Below are 14,402 nucleotides of genomic sequence, written 5' to 3'. Positions count from 1 at the left end.
CTTCTCTTCCCTGCGCCATGCCTATGCCAAAAAGCGCCGCCATGACCCTTAAAAGGCCACGGCGGCGCCGCAATGCGCTTATAAATATTTCATCGGATTCTGTACCTTGCCGTCCTTCTTCACCTCGAAGTGAAGATGCGTGCCGAACGAGTGGCCGGTGTTGCCCATGATGCCGAGCTTGTCTCCTTGCTCGACGACTTGGCCCTTCTTCACCGTTACTTTGCTCATATGCCCGTAGGTGGTTTGGTATCCGTTCTTATGGTTAATAATAACACAGTTGCCAAGGCCGTTCTTAACGCCGGCGAACTCGACGACCCCGTTGTCCGCGGCCATAATCGTCTTGCTCCCGATCATATCGATGCCTTTGTGCAGCCTTCCCCATCTTGTTCCGTAACTACTGGTCAATTTGGCGCCGCTTACTGGCCAAGCGAACCTGCCCGTTCCTTCGCCGAGTATGACCTTCGTCCCTTTCATCACGATAGCGGGGACGGAGGGCTCCAATACCTGCTCGCCGAGCAGCTCCTCATTCATCAAGTAGCCATTCTGCTTCGTCAACTGATAGACGACTTTCTTCTTGCCGGCCTTGCCCTGACGCACGACCTTCGATTCGCCAGCGCGCATGTTGCTATTCTTCTGAATGACGGTGATCGGCTCGATCGATTCCGTCTCCGTGACGTGCTCCACCGTCTGTACCGTCACCTCCGGCTGCAGCACCGTTAGATCGAGCACATCCCCGATTTTGATCATATCGTCCTTGATCCACTTGTTGTTCTCATAGATGACCTGAGGCGAAATGTCGAACTTCTCCGCGATGCACCCCACGCAATCGCCGGCCTGCACCGTATATTTCGTCGGCTTTACGCTGCCCTTGACCATCATCGTATACACGTCGCCCGCATCGGCAATCTTGCCCGGATCGACGTTCGCCGCCGTCGTGGTGACCTTCTCCACGATCTTCACCGACTTCACGACCGTGGATGGCGTGGCCGAAGCCGTCTTCGACGTCCCGGTATACGCGAGCGCGGTTACCGCTGTCTTGGCTTGCGCAGCCTTCGGCGCATAGCGGTTCTGCACGCTGGCCAAAATTTGATCGGCCGTCTCCTGGTCCTTCACGACCGCAATCACCTTGCCGTCGACCTTGAGCTCCACGCCTATCGCGTGCGATTCGAACAGATCCGACAGCTTGGTAAGCGTCGCCTCCGTATCAGGCGCTGCCTTATAGGCGCTCTGGGCTTTGTACGTAATCGTGCCGGTGTCCACCACCATGGTTACGTCCGGATTCGCCGCCGCGACGGCCTTCTTCTGCTCCGCCACCAGCGACTCGACCTGCTCCTGGGTCGCGACCGACCCGATCAAGCTTCCGTCCCGATAGACGTCGTAGTAATCCACTGTATTGGCTTTCATAAATTCCGCGCCGCTGAATCCGGCGATTAGCAGGAAGGCGAGTGCGCCTCCGGCCAACATGAACGGTTTTCTATGTAATCTGCGTTTGCCTTTGTTCGTGCCTTCTTCGTGCTCTATGCTGTTGGATGTATGAGATCGGGCGCGCCGAAAGGATTGCCGGAGAGAATTCCATCCCTTTCGGATCCGATCCGGTTCGTTAGAAACAGACATGATCGTCTCCTTTTCGTGTACGGGTACATTCTTTTGCTCGATTTCGACATAAATCTACATCGATTGGCTCCGTTGTTTACTGTATCATACGGCTCGAAGGGCGATCAACCAAACGGCGGGTTACGAAACATTAATATTTGCTCAGAATCTCGGTCATCCGGTCGTATTCCTCCCGGTTCAGATGCTGGGCGAACAGCTGCTGCACGTCCGTCATTTCCTGCTCCGTCAGCCCGTTCTCCATCATCGCCGAGATGCTCTGCCACGCTTCCTGAGGCAGCTTCTTCATCATGACGTCGAACAGCTCGTTCTTGTCCTCCGTGCTGATCCGGCTCTTCGCCTCGCTCATCTCTTCCGTCGTCATCGCGACGCCGCCCTCCTGCGCGTCGCCCAATGCCGAACCGCCGTCCTCCGAGGTTGCCCCGCTGTTGGCCTTGGTCCCGGTGCCGCCACCGACGTCGGTGACGATGCCGTCCGGCAGTTCGCCGTATGCGTCGACCGCGAGCGGTTCGCCGCTAGCGCTAGTTTCGCCGGCTTGATCGCCCTCGCTGCCACCGCCCTCCGCAGATGCCGCGTCGGAGCCTGTCGCTTCTGCGGAGCCGCTTCCCCCGCTGCTTGCTTCCGTTCTCGTGGAGGCGGATGCGTCCTTCTCGCCATCATTCGTCTGCCCGTCATCTTCCGATCGCCCGCCATCGCCCTTACGCGCGTCCGCGGCAAGCAAATCGGCCTTCGGCTTCACCGCCGGATCGGCTCCCCATAGGGCGCCCCACACGCCGTCCATCGCGATTGGCTTCATCTCGAGCGGAATGTTAAACTGCTTCAGCAGCGTCTCCACATAACTATTGACGACATAGCCCGTCGTCCAGATTGACAAAAAACTAACGATTAATCCCGCCGCTACCGTTTTCCCCAACCAGCTGACCATTTTCAAAATCATAGTTTCACACCTTTCCGCTTGCACACCCGCACTTCGCGTCGGATGTCTGCCTGTTTCCTACTTCCTAGTATGGGCACGCGGTATCGGAACCATTCACCAACGTTGGCAAATTATGTTCCGTATTGTGGCCGACTCCTTGCTGCTGACGTTCTTCCTTCGCGTAGGTTGAAACGCCAAAAAGCCCCTTATCCCGTAAAGGGACAGGGGCTTCGCATATAGCCCGATCCGATGCGTGCATGCTGCTTAAGAAGCAGCCGCGCGGAACCGAAAACGGTCTTATTTGTAAATCGGACGGATCTGGTTCGTCTGCTCGCGGTTGCGGCCGACGGAGAAGATCGAGATCGGAATGCCGGTCAGCTCGGATACGCGCTCCACGTAGCGGCGCGTGTTCTCCGGCAGATCCGCCAGCGTCTTCGCATTCGAGATATCCTCGCTCCAGCCTGGCAGCTCCTCGTAGACCGCTTCGCACTCGGAGATCAGCTTCAGGCTTGCCGGATAGTGCTCGATCACTTCGCCGCGCAGCTTGTAGTGCGTGCAGATCTTGACCGTCTCAAGTCCGGACAAGACGTCCAGCGAGTTCAGGGACAAGCCCGTGATGCCGCTGACGCGGCGCGCATGGCGGACGACGACCGTGTCGAACCAGCCTACGCGGCGCGGCCGGCCCGTTACCGTGCCATACTCATGACCGCGTTCGCGAATCCAGTCGCCCGTATCGTTCAGCAGCTCGGTCGGGAATGGACCGTCGCCAACGCGCGTCGTGTAAGCCTTCGCCACGCCGATGACCTCTTGAATCTTCGAAGGACCGACGCCGGAACCGATGCACACGCCGCCAGCCGAAGGGTTCGACGACGTCACGTACGGGTATGTACCTTGGTCAATGTCCAGCATGACGCCTTGCGCGCCTTCGAACAGCACCTTTTGGCCCCCATCGATCGCGTCGTTCAGCACGACGGACGTATCCGTCACGTATGGACGAAGCACTTCCGCATAGCCAAGGTATTCGGTCAGAATGCTCTCTACGTCGAGACCGTCGCTGCCGTATACTTGCGAGATCACTTGGTTCTTCTCCGCGACGAGGCGGCGAAGCTTCGTCTCGAACTCTTCCGCATCCAGCAGGTCCGCCATGCGGATGCCGTTGCGCGCGGCTTTGTCCATATAACATGGGCCGATGCCCTTGCGCGTCGTGCCGATCTTGTTGTCGCCCTTACGCTCTTCTTCCAGGCCGTCAAGCACCAGATGGTACGGCATGATAATATGCGTGCGGTCGCTGATACGGAGATTGTCTGTCTTGAAGCCGTTCTCATGTATATAGTTAATTTCGTCGATCAGCGCTTGCGGGTTGATAACCATCCCGTTGCCGATGACGCAAGTTTTATCCTGATTGAAAATACCCGATGGCACCATGGTCAGCTTGTACTTCTTGTTGCCGATCATAATCGTGTGGCCCGCGTTGTTACCGCCTTGATAACGGGCTACAACGTCAGCGCCCTCTGCGAGAAAGTCGGTGATTTTGCCTTTGCCCTCGTCTCCCCATTGTGTTCCGACAACAACTACCGTTGACATGCTCATACCCCCACTCGATGTATTTGCACACACCGAAAATTACTGCCGGTCGCAAAAAGGCAGCAGTCTTAGTGTAGCAATGTTAAAAATCAAAGTCAATAAAAAACGAACGATTGCATGGGGTTCCATACAATCGTTCGGAAATGTGACATATTAAAAACGAATAAGTGCGGTTTATGAGGCTTGCCCAGGTTCTTGGTGCGTCCGGTCCAAACTGACGAACTTGTTGAAGCTCTTCAGGAACGCGAGCTCCACCGTGCCGACCGGGCCGTTACGCTGCTTGGCGATGATGATCTCGATGATGTTCTTCTTCTCGGATTCCTTGTCGTAGTAGTCATCCCGGTACAAGAACGCGACGATGTCGGCGTCCTGCTCGATCGAGCCGGATTCCCGAAGGTCGGACATCATCGGACGCTTGTCCTGCCGCTGCTCGACGCCGCGGGAGAGCTGCGACAGCGCGATAACCGGCACTTCAAGTTCGCGCGCGATCTGCTTCAGGGTACGGGAAATCTCCGATACTTCCTGCTGCCGGTTCTCGCCGGCTTTGCCCCGGCCCTGGATCAGCTGGAGGTAGTCGATCAGAATCATGCCGAGCCCGCGCTCTTTCTTCAGTCGGCGGCACTTGGCGCGAATATCCGCGACCGTGATGCCCGGCGTGTCGTCGATATAGATTTGCGCTTCGGACAAGGCGCTGATCGCCATCGTCAGCTTCTCCCAGTCGTCTCCCTCGAGGTAACCGGTCCGCAGTCGGCCGGCGTCGACGTTCGATTCCGCGCAGATCATCCGGTTGACGAGCTGCACGGCCGACATCTCGAGCGAGAAAATCGCGACCGTCTCCTTCGCACGCACGCCGACGTTCTGGGCGATGTTCAGCGCGAAGGCGGTTTTGCCTACGGAAGGACGGGCCGCGACGATAATTAAGTCATTGCGTTGGAAGCCTGCCGTCATTTTATCTAAATCCACGAAGCCCGAGGGGATGCCCGTCGAGTTGCCTTTATTCGAATACAGGATCTCTACGCGCTCGAATGCTTCCATCAGGACATCGCGAATCGATACGAAGCCGCTGCTCGAGCGGCGGTTGGACAGCTCGAGAATGCGCTGCTCCGCTTCGTTCAGCATGATACCTACATCTTCGGCGGCTGCGTAACCGTTGGAGACGATCTGCGTGGCCGTGCGGATCAGACGCCGCAGCAGGGACTTCTCTTCGACGATCTGCGCATAGTAGTCCACGTTGGCTGCAGTCGGAACCGCATTGCCGAGCTTCGCCAGATAGCTGACCCCGCCGACCTCTTCGAGCTGTTGTTTGCCTTGCAGATGGGCGGTTAATGTGACAAGGTCTATCGGCTGATTGGCTTCCCCCAGCTCGACCATGGCTTCATAAATCAACTGGTGAGACGGCGTGTAGAAGTCTTCGCTGCGCAGCCGCTCCATTGCCGTGACGAGCGACTCGGCTTGGATCAGGACGGCACCCAGTACCGCCTGCTCGGCTTCTGTATTCTGCGGGGGTACACGGTCAAACATCAGCTGTTCATCGCTCATTGTTTTCGCTTGTCTCCTTTACCCACTGTAGTATTATTCTTCAACCGTCTGCACTTTAAGCGTCGCTTTGACTTCCGGGTGCAGCTTGAGCGGCACGTTCGTGTAACCGAGCGCGCGAATCGGCTCTTCGAGCTCGATTTTGCGCTTGTCGATCTTGTGGCCCTGCTTCTCGAGCGCTTCAGCGATCTGCTTGCTCGTGACGGAGCCGAATAGTCGGCCATCCGCGCCGGACTTCGTCTTGACGACGACCGTGATCGCCTCGAGCTTCGCGGCGAACGCCTGCGCGTCTTCTTTCTCCTTCTCCTTGCGCTTCACTTCAGCGGCCTTCTGAATGTCCAGCGTCTTCAGGTTGCCGTCCGATGCCGGTTTGACCAGCCCTTTCGGCAATAAGAAGTTGCGCACGTAGCCTTCCGAGACTTCTTTTACTTCGCCTTTCTTGCCCTGCCCTTTGACGTCCTGCAAAAAGATTACTTTCATTCGAATAACCCCTCTTCCTCTTCGATATCGCGAAGCACCTGCTTCAATTTGTGGGCCACCTCGACAACGGTGCCCTCCAGTTGCGCCGCCGCGTTGGTCAGATGACCGCCGCCGCCCATTCGTTCCATGACGATCTGCACGTTCATATGCCCCAGCGACCTTGCGCTGACGCCGATCAGGCCGTCCTGCCGCTCGCCGATGACGAACGAGGCCAATACGTCGGTCATGTTCAGCAGCGTGTCCGCGGACTGCGCGATGAGCAGCTGTGAATATTTGCGCCCTGGCTCCGTGACGGCGATCGCGACATGCTCATACAGAATCTCGGCATGCTTGATCATCTCCGCCTTCTTGATGTATTCGGCCAGGTCTTCCTTGAGCATCTTCTGGATCATCGTCGTATCCGCGCCGCTGCGGCGCAGGAATGACGCCGCTTCGAACGTGCGGGAGCCGGTGCGAAGCGAGAAGCTCTTCGTGTCCACCGTAATCCCCGCGAGCAGCGCTGTCGACTCGCGCACGTCGAGCACGACGCGGTCATGGATGTACTGCAGCAGCTCCGTAACCAGCTCGCACGTGGAGGATGCGTACGGCTCCATGTACACGAGAATCGCGTTGTTGATGAACTCCTCGCCGCGTCGGTGGTGATCGATGACGACGATTTTGCCGGCCTGCTGCAGCAGCTTCGGCTCCTTCACCATCGATGCCTTATGCGTGTCGACGACGACGACGAGCGTGCCCGCTTCGATCATGCCGAGCGCTTGCTCCGGCGAGACGAACCGCTTGAATAGCTTCTCGTCTTCCTTCAAATTCTCCATCATCTTCTGGATAGCCGGATTGATCCCTTCCAGCACGATGTGGGCATCCTTATGGAAGAGCTGCGCGGCCTTCAGCACGCCGATCGCGGCTCCAACCGCGTCCATGTCCGGCATTTTATGCCCCATGATCACGACGTTGTCGCATTCCTTGATGAGGTCGCGTAGGGCGTGGGCCACGACGCGCGCCCGGACGCGGGTGCGCTTCTCCACCGCATTGGACTTGCCGCCGTAGAACGTCTGCCGCTGACCGACCTTCACCGCGGCCTGGTCGCCGCCGCGCCCAAGCGCGATGTCGAGACTCGTCTGCGCCCATTGACCAAGCTCGACGATCGTCTCCGCGCCGGCGGCGAAGCCGATGCTGAGCGTCATCGGGATTTTCTGATCGGCCGTCATCTCGCGCACTTCGTCAAGCAGCACGAATCGGGACAGCTCCAGCTGCTTCAGCGTCCGTTGATCGGTAATCACGAGATATCGGTCGCTCGTCAGACGCTTCAGATAGACCTGGAACTTCTGCGACCATTCCGTGATCTCGGCCGTCACCTTGGAGAGCAGCTGGCTGCGCTGCTGGTCGTCCATCCCTTGCGTGACTTCTTCCAGGTTATCCATCATGACGATGCCGATTGCCAGCTTCTCGTCCTCGTAGCGTCTGGCCAGCTCCCAGCGCTGCGTGATGTTGCGGACATACAGCAGCCGTTCCTCGAAGCGGAACATCAGCTCGTATACTTCCTGGCCGATGACCGCTTCCACGGTGCCTTCCTTGTCCTTGGCCTGCGCTAGCATCGGGAATAACTCGGTGAGCGATTCGCCGACGACGGACTCCCGCTCCAGCATGTGCGTAACGAACGAGTTGTGCCATTCGACCATCTTCTCCTCGTTGTAGAGGATAATGCCGAACGGCAGCTCGCTGATCACTTCGCTGCCGGCTTTCTTCACCCGGTACGAGAGCGTGCCTAGGTAAGTCTTCAAATCGCGGCGAAACGCGCGCTCGGCCATCCACGAGTAGACGCCCACGGCGCCGGAGAGCAGCAGACCGACGAGCCCCAGCTTCCATTCGAACCATGCCACGGTGACCGTGAGCAGCAGCATCAGCACGAATGCCCACAGATGGTGCATCCCGTGCCAGCGTTTAATCAAAAACTTCGGCATCTTCACTTCGCCCCTGTACTTACGGTTTCTTGAACGCTGCGCGGATGGGGAATGCAGTATCGAATACCCCAATCAAGCTGAGCGGAGGAAAAGCCACGACGAGCGCCGCCAGCAGAATCGGCACGATTCTGCTCCAGCCGCGTTCATGGGCCACATAAAAGAAAAATCCGATCGCTTGAATCGTAAACGCGAGCCGCATGAGCGGTACGAGGTTCAGCAGTGCCACCGTCAGAAAAGAATCGCCCTGCGCCGGCACGACCATGTCGGCGAACAGCACGATCACATAATAGAACACCATAATGCGGGGGAGCATCCATTGCCGTGCCTTCTGCAAGCCGGGGACCGCAAGTCCCGAAGCGCGAAGCAGCGGACGGACGATGGCGTGGGTAATTACCGCATACAGGAACGCCACCGTAATCATCGTCATCGGAATCGAATGGATCATCGTCTGAATGAAGACATCGGTCATATCCGCGCTCCACGATGCCGGCAACAGCCCCTGCGCGTCGAGGTCGCCTGTCACTCGCAAGATCAGATCGCGGATCTCGGTCAGCAGCGACATGTCGAACAGCCAATCCAGCAGGACAAGTTCCAGCATCAGCTCGGCTAGAAGCGTAAGCAGCGTCGTGGTAATGACCTTGCGTGCCGGAGCGCCCTTCCGGTACAGATGCCCCATGACGATGGATGGCGCCACGAAGAACAAGCCAACGATAAGCGCGGGCGGCCCTAGGATGGCCAAGGCAATGCCGAGTGCAGCCGCCATATGAATGGCGAACATGGGCTTCGATAAGGTCGCATACAACATAACCGCGGGAACCAGCATCACGACGAGCGCGAGCGCATTCAGCAGCGGAACGGCGATGGCGAGCAGCAACGCCAGCAGGAGCCCGCTCCATAATAAAGATTTCATGCCGGTTCTCAAGCCTATTCACCTCTTGCACGATGAAGTTGTACGCCTAAACTTTAGACCTCATTATAACATAAAACATCCGGTAACTAGAATGGTGCCTGTTGGGCCGAGAACCATCGGCCTAGCATCATCCTTTATTCTAGTCTATTACCGCGAGCGGCGGCTAAGACGCCGCTCTTGGCTGGAACGTTCACGAATAGCGTGCAATAGGCCATGTCATAGCACAAGCGCTCCCGTTACCGGAAGCGCTTGTCGCCTATTTCGTATTCACAATCGCATTCCCGGCATTCTCGTGCCTTCCCGATTTGCGGCTATTCGATCGTCCAGGCATCCCCGTCGTTCTCGGCTGCAAGGCCGATCGACTTCAGGAACGAGATCGGCACGAATGCGCGCTTGCCTATAGATAGCAGCTCGCTGCTCGACTCGCCTGAGACAACGCGGTAGCCGCGCTCGAGCATCAGCTCGCCGTCCTTCGGCAACTGACCGGCTGTCCCGGCCGGCTGTCCGCCTGCGCCTTTGGCGAGTGCGAATGATTTCGACACTACGTCCCACGTCAGTGTATAGCCATGCTCGGCAAGCGCGTCTACATCGACGTAGCTCGCTTGGTTATAGCTCAGCACCGGATAGCTGGCGCCTTCCCACTGCAGGGTGCCCGATGCCGTCGTCGCGCTTACCCGCTGGAACTGACTGCGGAGCGGTTCGCCGAGGCGGACCTTCTTATTCATCTTGCCGTGGTCGAGCACGACCTGGCCCGCCACGAGTACGTAGTCGATGCCAGCCGACATGATCTCCGGATGCTCGACCGTTGATTTATCGGCAACCGTATCCGGGTTGAACAGGACGATATCCGCGTCCATTCCTTTCGCAAGTCTGCCCTTCTTGCGCAGCGCAGGGGCTTGCTTCTCCAGACGCTGAGCCGGCATGAGCGACAGCTTGGCGATGCCGTCCATGAGCGACATCACCTTCTGGTCACGCACATACATGCCGAGCGCACGCGCGAACGTGCCCGATGCCCGCGGGTGATTGTTATTGCTTGGCTCTAGAATCGCATCGCTGCCGATCATGACGAACGGCGCCTGGAACGCCTGCACGACCGCTTCCGCCGGTATGGCGTAGGCGACCGCCAGCTTGCCTTCCTTCTGATACTTGGCGAAGCTTTCCTTGGTCAAGCGCTCCGTCGTGCCGGCGATTTGCAGGTCCTCGTACGAAATGCGGAAGCGCTGCTGCCAGCCTTCATCGAAGCGCGCGGAGTTCAAATATGTACCCCAGTAATCGTATGGGTAGACGCACGCCGTAATATCGAAGCCTTCCGCCCGTGCCTTCTCGATCATGCTGAGCGCTTCCTCCATTGAGAACGTGCCGCCCGTGCTGTTGATATGGTCGATATGTACCGCTGCGCCCGTCTTCTCGCCGTAGTCGATCAGCTCCTGCGTCCCTTCCAGCTCGGTACCCGGCGCTTCGGCGTCCGAATAGCGGCCATGGAAGTAGACCGGTACGTTGTACTCGTTAGCCAGCTCCATGAGCGGAATAATCTCTTCCGCCGAGATGCCTGGCACGTACTCGAGGCTGAACGAGATGCCGAGCGCGCCATTATTCAGCGCCTCTTCCGCCTGTTCGCGCAGCTTGGCGATTTGCTCCGGCTTGGCCGCATCGTAGCGGCTTAGCTTGAACTGATTGCGCGCTTGCGTGTAAAAATACGATGCCCCGAAGTTAACCGGCGGCATATCGCGCTCGTAATGCGCGTACCACGCCTTCGGCGTCGATGTGCCGCCGTGCATCGCGATGTTGCTCGTCACGCCGTCGCCGATCTTCTGCCAGACGCCGAGCGGATTCGGATCGTACGACAGGTTATCGATGAAGCCCGGCGAGACGACGAGTCCCGTCGCGTCGATCGTCTGTTTGCCCTTGAGCGGCTTAGCCGTGACGACGCCGACCGTATCGCCCGTAATGCCGACGTTGAGTCCTTCCTGATCCAGCTTCGTCTCCGGGTTGATTACGCGCCCGCCCGTGATGACGATATCGTACTCTTTCGTAAGGTCGGCTTCCGTCACGGTCGCCTCGAGCTGCTCCGCCGGGGTCTGTCCCGGCTTGTCCGCTTCCTCGCCCTTGCCGGCATTCTCGCCACCGCTGCCTTGCGCATTGGTTCCGCCAGCCTGTCCGTTGTCGGACCCGCCTTCGCTGCCTTTGCCCCCATTCGCCGCGCCTTGCTCGGCGGTGTTGCCCGGCGGCTGCGCCTTCTCTTGCGTCATCGAGTAAGCCAAGTAGCCCGCGAATCCGAGCACGAGCACGATGGCGATGACCATAATGCCGCGCATCGATCCGCGCCCCCGCTTGTTATGATTTTCCGTCCTGCTCATTTCCTACGCCTCCTAGATGTGAAAAGGCCGTCCCCACAGGAGGACGGCCCACTGCATGTTGCTTTGGTTTGCCACGCTTCCAACCGTTTCCTTAATCGTACTACGTCGCTATGCAATTCGCAAACGATTTACCCGGCGGCGATTTCTTTCATCTGCGTCCCGCCGCTTACGATCATTTGCTCGCAGTAGTCGATAATGTCGCTTCGTCTCACAATGCCGATGAACCGGTTCATGTCGTCGATGACGGGAACGAAGTTCTGCAGCTTCGCCAGCGACACCAAGTCTTCCATGTTGGCATCGATGCGCACCGCGCGATGCGCCAGACGCAGCTGGACGTCGGACAATTTGACCCGATGCGTCTGTTCGAATGTCAGCTCCGGGTTATTCTTCATATACCATAGTAGATCGCCTTCCGTCACGGTGCCGGCATAGCAGCCTTCGCGATCGAGAATGGGTACGGACGTGTACCGGTGATGCTCCATCCGCTCCAGCGTTTGCCTCAGCGTCGCTTCAGTCGAGAGACATACGACTTCCTGTTTCGGTAATAAGAAAAATGCAATATTCATCCAGTTGATCTCCTACTCCCAAGTTTTGACCCCCTGGCGCGTTACTTTCGGCTTTCGTTGGCTCAGGCTACTTACGGAGCAGCAGCCCCCGAAACCGCAGACGATCGCGCTGTCGTCGTCGCGGCATTCACCGCTTTATTTTTCTCATATTCCGCTGGCAGCGGCAGCTGGCTCTTGGTCAGCTTCGGGTCCAGCCAAGCCTCGATCAATGCGCCAACTGCATCCAGATCCGCTTCGTCAGCGAAATAATACCACGCGCCGCCTTTCGTTTTCCGGTGGCCGTCTCCTTTTAGCGTGTGGCTATATATCGTGCGCGTCTGCGTCTGCAGCATGCCTTTGGCCAAATTGATCATCTGCGTTGGGGTTAAATCGGTGCTAAAGTTATGACCCATAATATCGATAAGTTCTGGAATCTTCGTCCATTGCCCGACTTTCGAGGCTTTCTCCATGATCGCATTGAGGAAAATCTGGTGACGGCCAGTCCGGCTCATATCGCCGCCCGCATCTTCCCGATAACGGACATAGTTGAGCGCGTCCTTGCCATTGTACTTGTCTTGCCCGGCTTTCACCACGAATTTCTCATGGTCTGCGTCGTCGTTGACCAAATCTTCGGTGATAGGCAGCGCAATGCCTCCCATGGCATCGATCACATCGCGAAAGCCATTGAAATTAATGGTGGCGTAGTGATCCACATGAGAGCCGAACAGCTTTTCGACGGTTTGGACCGACATGGTCGCGCCGCCGAACGCGTAGGCGTGGGTAATCTTGTCTTCCCACGGTTCGCCGTTCTTCTTCGTCTTTCCAACGATGGTGGCGTACGTATCGCGCGGGATCGAGATCATGAGCATCGCTCCGTCGCTTGGACGAACGACCGTGTAAATCATCGTGTCCGAGCGGCCGATCTCTTGATCGCGCTGATCGACGCCGAGCAGCAGCAGCGCGAACGGATCTTCCTTCTTCGTCTGCGCAACTCGCGTCACCTCGCGGCCTTCGAGCGGCTTGTAAGACTGATCGAGCTTCTTCTTCACCTGATCGGCTAAGAACAGGTCGAAGCCCCAGGATGCCAATGTCGCCCGGTTGAAATAGCCGAGGGTGCCCGTTAGAATAACGAACGCCATCACCGCGGCCAGCCACTTCCATTTGCGTGATTTGCGTTCTGGTTGGGGTTGTGTAGCCATGAATGGTTTACTCCTATCCCTTTATCTATATAAACGAACCACCTTTATTTTAAACGACGCAGCCAGCCCGAAAGTTACAGTATGGTAACATTAGGTCGCTTCCCCAATCCCTCCGCTGCCCTCCGCCGAGGTGGCTCCCGGGCTGAGCGAATGCTTCCGAAGCAGTTTTCCGCAGGAAAACTTTCACCTCTGGACTCCCCTTTCGCGCTGACACGCGATGTAGTGGGCGGCGGGTATTTTCGAGCGTAGCACGCCCTTGTCCTTACGGACAAAGCTTCATGCAATATGCTAAATTGCGCCCCTTGCTCCACCTGTACAACCTGGGCATAGTTTGCCTGATTGGCGAATAAGTAACACTAGGACATATTCGGGAAGGAGATCCTTGTCTATGCAGCCATATATGCCTGACCGCTCATCGACCGGGCTCGATCCGCGGCTCGTGGGACTGCTTTGTTATTTCGGCCTTTGCGTCACCGGTATGCTATTCTTGGTCCTCGAACGGCAAAGCCGATTCGTCAAATTTCATGCGCTGCAATCCATTCTCATGGCCGCGGCGATGATGATCATCAATATTGTGCTCGGCCTGCTTCCGATTATCGGCTGGATTCTTGGCATATTCTTCGCACCGCTTTGCTTCATCTTATGGGTCGCCATGATGGTGCTCGCCATGCAGGGACGCTGGTTCAAGCTTCCGGTCATCGGGGAATTCGCCGAACGGCAGTCGCAGTTGTTCTAGGTACGTTCCGCTACAACATTCGCTACCAATGCCAGGGGGCTCCCTGACTGCGTGCTTCCGAAGCGCGTTTGCCGCTGGAAACCGTTCGCTGCCTTCTGACTACTCGGGTAACCCTCGGGTCGGTGTACGGCGGTTACTTTCTGCTTGGCAGGCGCTTGCCCCTTCGGACAAAACTTACGTCCTGCTCCTTTTTATAGAAAAAACAAAAACAGCCGACATCGCTGTCGGCTGTTTCCTGGTATATCGCCCAGCGTACCGGAGTACGCGTGTCCTACTATTCCGTTGTGTAAGGGAGCAGCGCTACCTGACGCGAACGCTTGATAGCGATCGTCAGCAGACGTTGGTATTTCGCGCTTGTTCCGGTTACACGGCGAGGCAAAATTTTACCGCGCTCGCTGATAAATTTACGGAGCAGGTCCGTATCTTTATAGTCGATGTGCGTGATTTTGTTAGCCGTGAAGAAACATACTTTACGACGCTTGTTACGGCCTTTGCGACCGCCGAACTTGCGTTCTGGACGCTCGTCGCCGCCTTCTCTTTGCTTGAAGCTCATCTGTATCCGTCCTTTCA

At 57.4% G+C, this 14,402-nt stretch carries 12 protein-coding genes; 1 reads left to right on the top strand and 11 read right to left on the bottom strand.

Translation table 11 applies throughout. From position 1 onward, the window contains the following. Positions 1 to 78 precede the first annotated feature (78 nt). From ACFFSY_RS11895 to ACFFSY_RS11850, 10 genes are all read right to left on the bottom strand, one after another. On the bottom strand, positions 79 to 1,614 hold the full coding sequence (locus ACFFSY_RS11895) for a peptidoglycan DD-metalloendopeptidase family protein (RefSeq protein WP_377494092.1): 1,536 nt from the start codon (positions 1,612 to 1,614) through the stop codon (positions 79 to 81). A 130-nt stretch (positions 1,615 to 1,744) separates the two neighbouring features. Continuing rightward, the gene (locus ACFFSY_RS11890; protein WP_377494090.1) at positions 1,745 to 2,548 is read right to left on the bottom strand and encodes an ICP22 family protein; all 804 of its coding nucleotides are present in this window, start codon (positions 2,546 to 2,548) and stop codon (positions 1,745 to 1,747) included. Between the two features lie 276 nt (positions 2,549 to 2,824). After that, on the bottom strand, positions 2,825 to 4,111 hold the full coding sequence (locus tag ACFFSY_RS11885; protein WP_377494088.1) for an adenylosuccinate synthase: 1,287 nt from the start codon (positions 4,109 to 4,111) through the stop codon (positions 2,825 to 2,827). Positions 4,112 to 4,285: 174 nt separating this feature from the next. Further along, entirely contained in the window at positions 4,286 to 5,650 is a 1,365-nt protein-coding gene (dnaB, locus tag ACFFSY_RS11880; protein WP_377494086.1) for a replicative DNA helicase, read from the bottom strand. A gap of 33 nt (positions 5,651 to 5,683) precedes the next feature. Further along, entirely contained in the window at positions 5,684 to 6,127 is a 444-nt protein-coding gene (gene rplI / locus ACFFSY_RS11875) for a 50S ribosomal protein L9 (RefSeq protein ID WP_377494084.1), read from the bottom strand. Further along, positions 6,124 to 8,085: a DHH family phosphoesterase gene (locus tag ACFFSY_RS11870; protein WP_377494082.1), complete on the bottom strand. Its 1,962-nt coding sequence runs from the start codon at positions 8,083 to 8,085 to the stop codon at positions 6,124 to 6,126. Before ACFFSY_RS11870 ends, rplI begins: the two co-directional genes overlap by 4 nt. A gap of 19 nt (positions 8,086 to 8,104) precedes the next feature. Further along, on the bottom strand, positions 8,105 to 8,995 hold the full coding sequence (locus tag ACFFSY_RS11865; RefSeq protein ID WP_377494080.1) for a DUF2232 domain-containing protein: 891 nt from the start codon (positions 8,993 to 8,995) through the stop codon (positions 8,105 to 8,107). 311 nt (positions 8,996 to 9,306) lie between these two features. Continuing rightward, positions 9,307 to 11,352, bottom strand: coding sequence for an amidohydrolase family protein (locus ACFFSY_RS11860; protein ID WP_377494078.1), 2,046 nt, complete (start codon positions 11,350 to 11,352; stop codon positions 9,307 to 9,309). 128 nt (positions 11,353 to 11,480) lie between these two features. After that, positions 11,481 to 11,918 carry a CBS domain-containing protein gene (locus ACFFSY_RS11855; RefSeq protein WP_377494076.1) on the bottom strand — a complete coding sequence of 146 codons (438 nt, stop codon included), beginning with the start codon at positions 11,916 to 11,918 and terminating at the stop codon, positions 11,481 to 11,483. Positions 11,919 to 11,989: 71 nt separating this feature from the next. Then, positions 11,990 to 13,096 (bottom strand): LCP family protein, encoded by a 1,107-nt coding sequence (locus tag ACFFSY_RS11850; protein ID WP_377494074.1) that lies wholly within the window; start codon positions 13,094 to 13,096, stop codon positions 11,990 to 11,992. Positions 13,097 to 13,484: 388 nt separating this feature from the next. On the opposite strand from ACFFSY_RS11850, the gene ACFFSY_RS11845 reads away from it, so the two are divergent. Beyond that, positions 13,485 to 13,832, top strand: a complete 348-nt coding sequence (locus tag ACFFSY_RS11845) for a DUF4870 domain-containing protein (protein WP_377494072.1) — start codon at positions 13,485 to 13,487, stop codon at positions 13,830 to 13,832. Between the two features lie 274 nt (positions 13,833 to 14,106). On the opposite strand, the gene rpsR is transcribed toward ACFFSY_RS11845, so the two are convergent. Then, a complete protein-coding gene (rpsR, locus tag ACFFSY_RS11840; RefSeq protein ID WP_148929301.1) occupies positions 14,107 to 14,385 on the bottom strand; it encodes a 30S ribosomal protein S18 in 279 nt (92 codons plus the stop codon). Positions 14,386 to 14,402 lie beyond the last annotated feature (17 nt).

It is taken from the genome of Paenibacillus aurantiacus, from assembly GCF_042431225.1.
Classification (GTDB): domain Bacteria; phylum Bacillota; class Bacilli; order Paenibacillales; family Paenibacillaceae; genus Paenibacillus_Z; species Paenibacillus_Z aurantiacus.
The sequence above is the reverse complement of the archived record's forward strand: the minus strand, read 5'-3'. Positions and strand labels throughout refer to the sequence as shown.

Excerpts from the sequence above, each read along its gene's own strand:
- ACFFSY_RS11865 (WP_377494080.1), bottom strand. The coding sequence starts at position 8,995 with ATGAAATCTTTATTATGGAGCGGGCTCCTGCTGGCGTTGCTGCTCGCC.
- rpsR (WP_148929301.1), bottom strand. The coding sequence starts at position 14,385 with ATGAGCTTCAAGCAAAGAGAAGGCGGCGACGAGCGTCCAGAACGCAAG.
- ACFFSY_RS11890 (WP_377494090.1), bottom strand. The coding sequence starts at position 2,548 with ATGATTTTGAAAATGGTCAGCTGGTTGGGGAAAACGGTAGCGGCGGGA.
- ACFFSY_RS11895 (WP_377494092.1), bottom strand. The coding sequence starts at position 1,614 with ATGTCTGTTTCTAACGAACCGGATCGGATCCGAAAGGGATGGAATTCT.
- rplI (WP_377494084.1), bottom strand. The coding sequence starts at position 6,127 with ATGAAAGTAATCTTTTTGCAGGACGTCAAAGGGCAGGGCAAGAAAGGC.
- ACFFSY_RS11845 (WP_377494072.1), top strand. The coding sequence starts at position 13,485 with ATGCAGCCATATATGCCTGACCGCTCATCGACCGGGCTCGATCCGCGG.
- dnaB (WP_377494086.1), bottom strand. The coding sequence starts at position 5,650 with ATGAGCGATGAACAGCTGATGTTTGACCGTGTACCCCCGCAGAATACA.
- ACFFSY_RS11855 (WP_377494076.1), bottom strand. The coding sequence starts at position 11,918 with ATGAATATTGCATTTTTCTTATTACCGAAACAGGAAGTCGTATGTCTC.
- ACFFSY_RS11850 (WP_377494074.1), bottom strand. The coding sequence starts at position 13,096 with ATGGCTACACAACCCCAACCAGAACGCAAATCACGCAAATGGAAGTGG.
- ACFFSY_RS11860 (WP_377494078.1), bottom strand. The coding sequence starts at position 11,352 with ATGAGCAGGACGGAAAATCATAACAAGCGGGGGCGCGGATCGATGCGC.
- ACFFSY_RS11870 (WP_377494082.1), bottom strand. The coding sequence starts at position 8,085 with ATGCCGAAGTTTTTGATTAAACGCTGGCACGGGATGCACCATCTGTGG.
- ACFFSY_RS11885 (WP_377494088.1), bottom strand. The coding sequence starts at position 4,111 with ATGTCAACGGTAGTTGTTGTCGGAACACAATGGGGAGACGAGGGCAAA.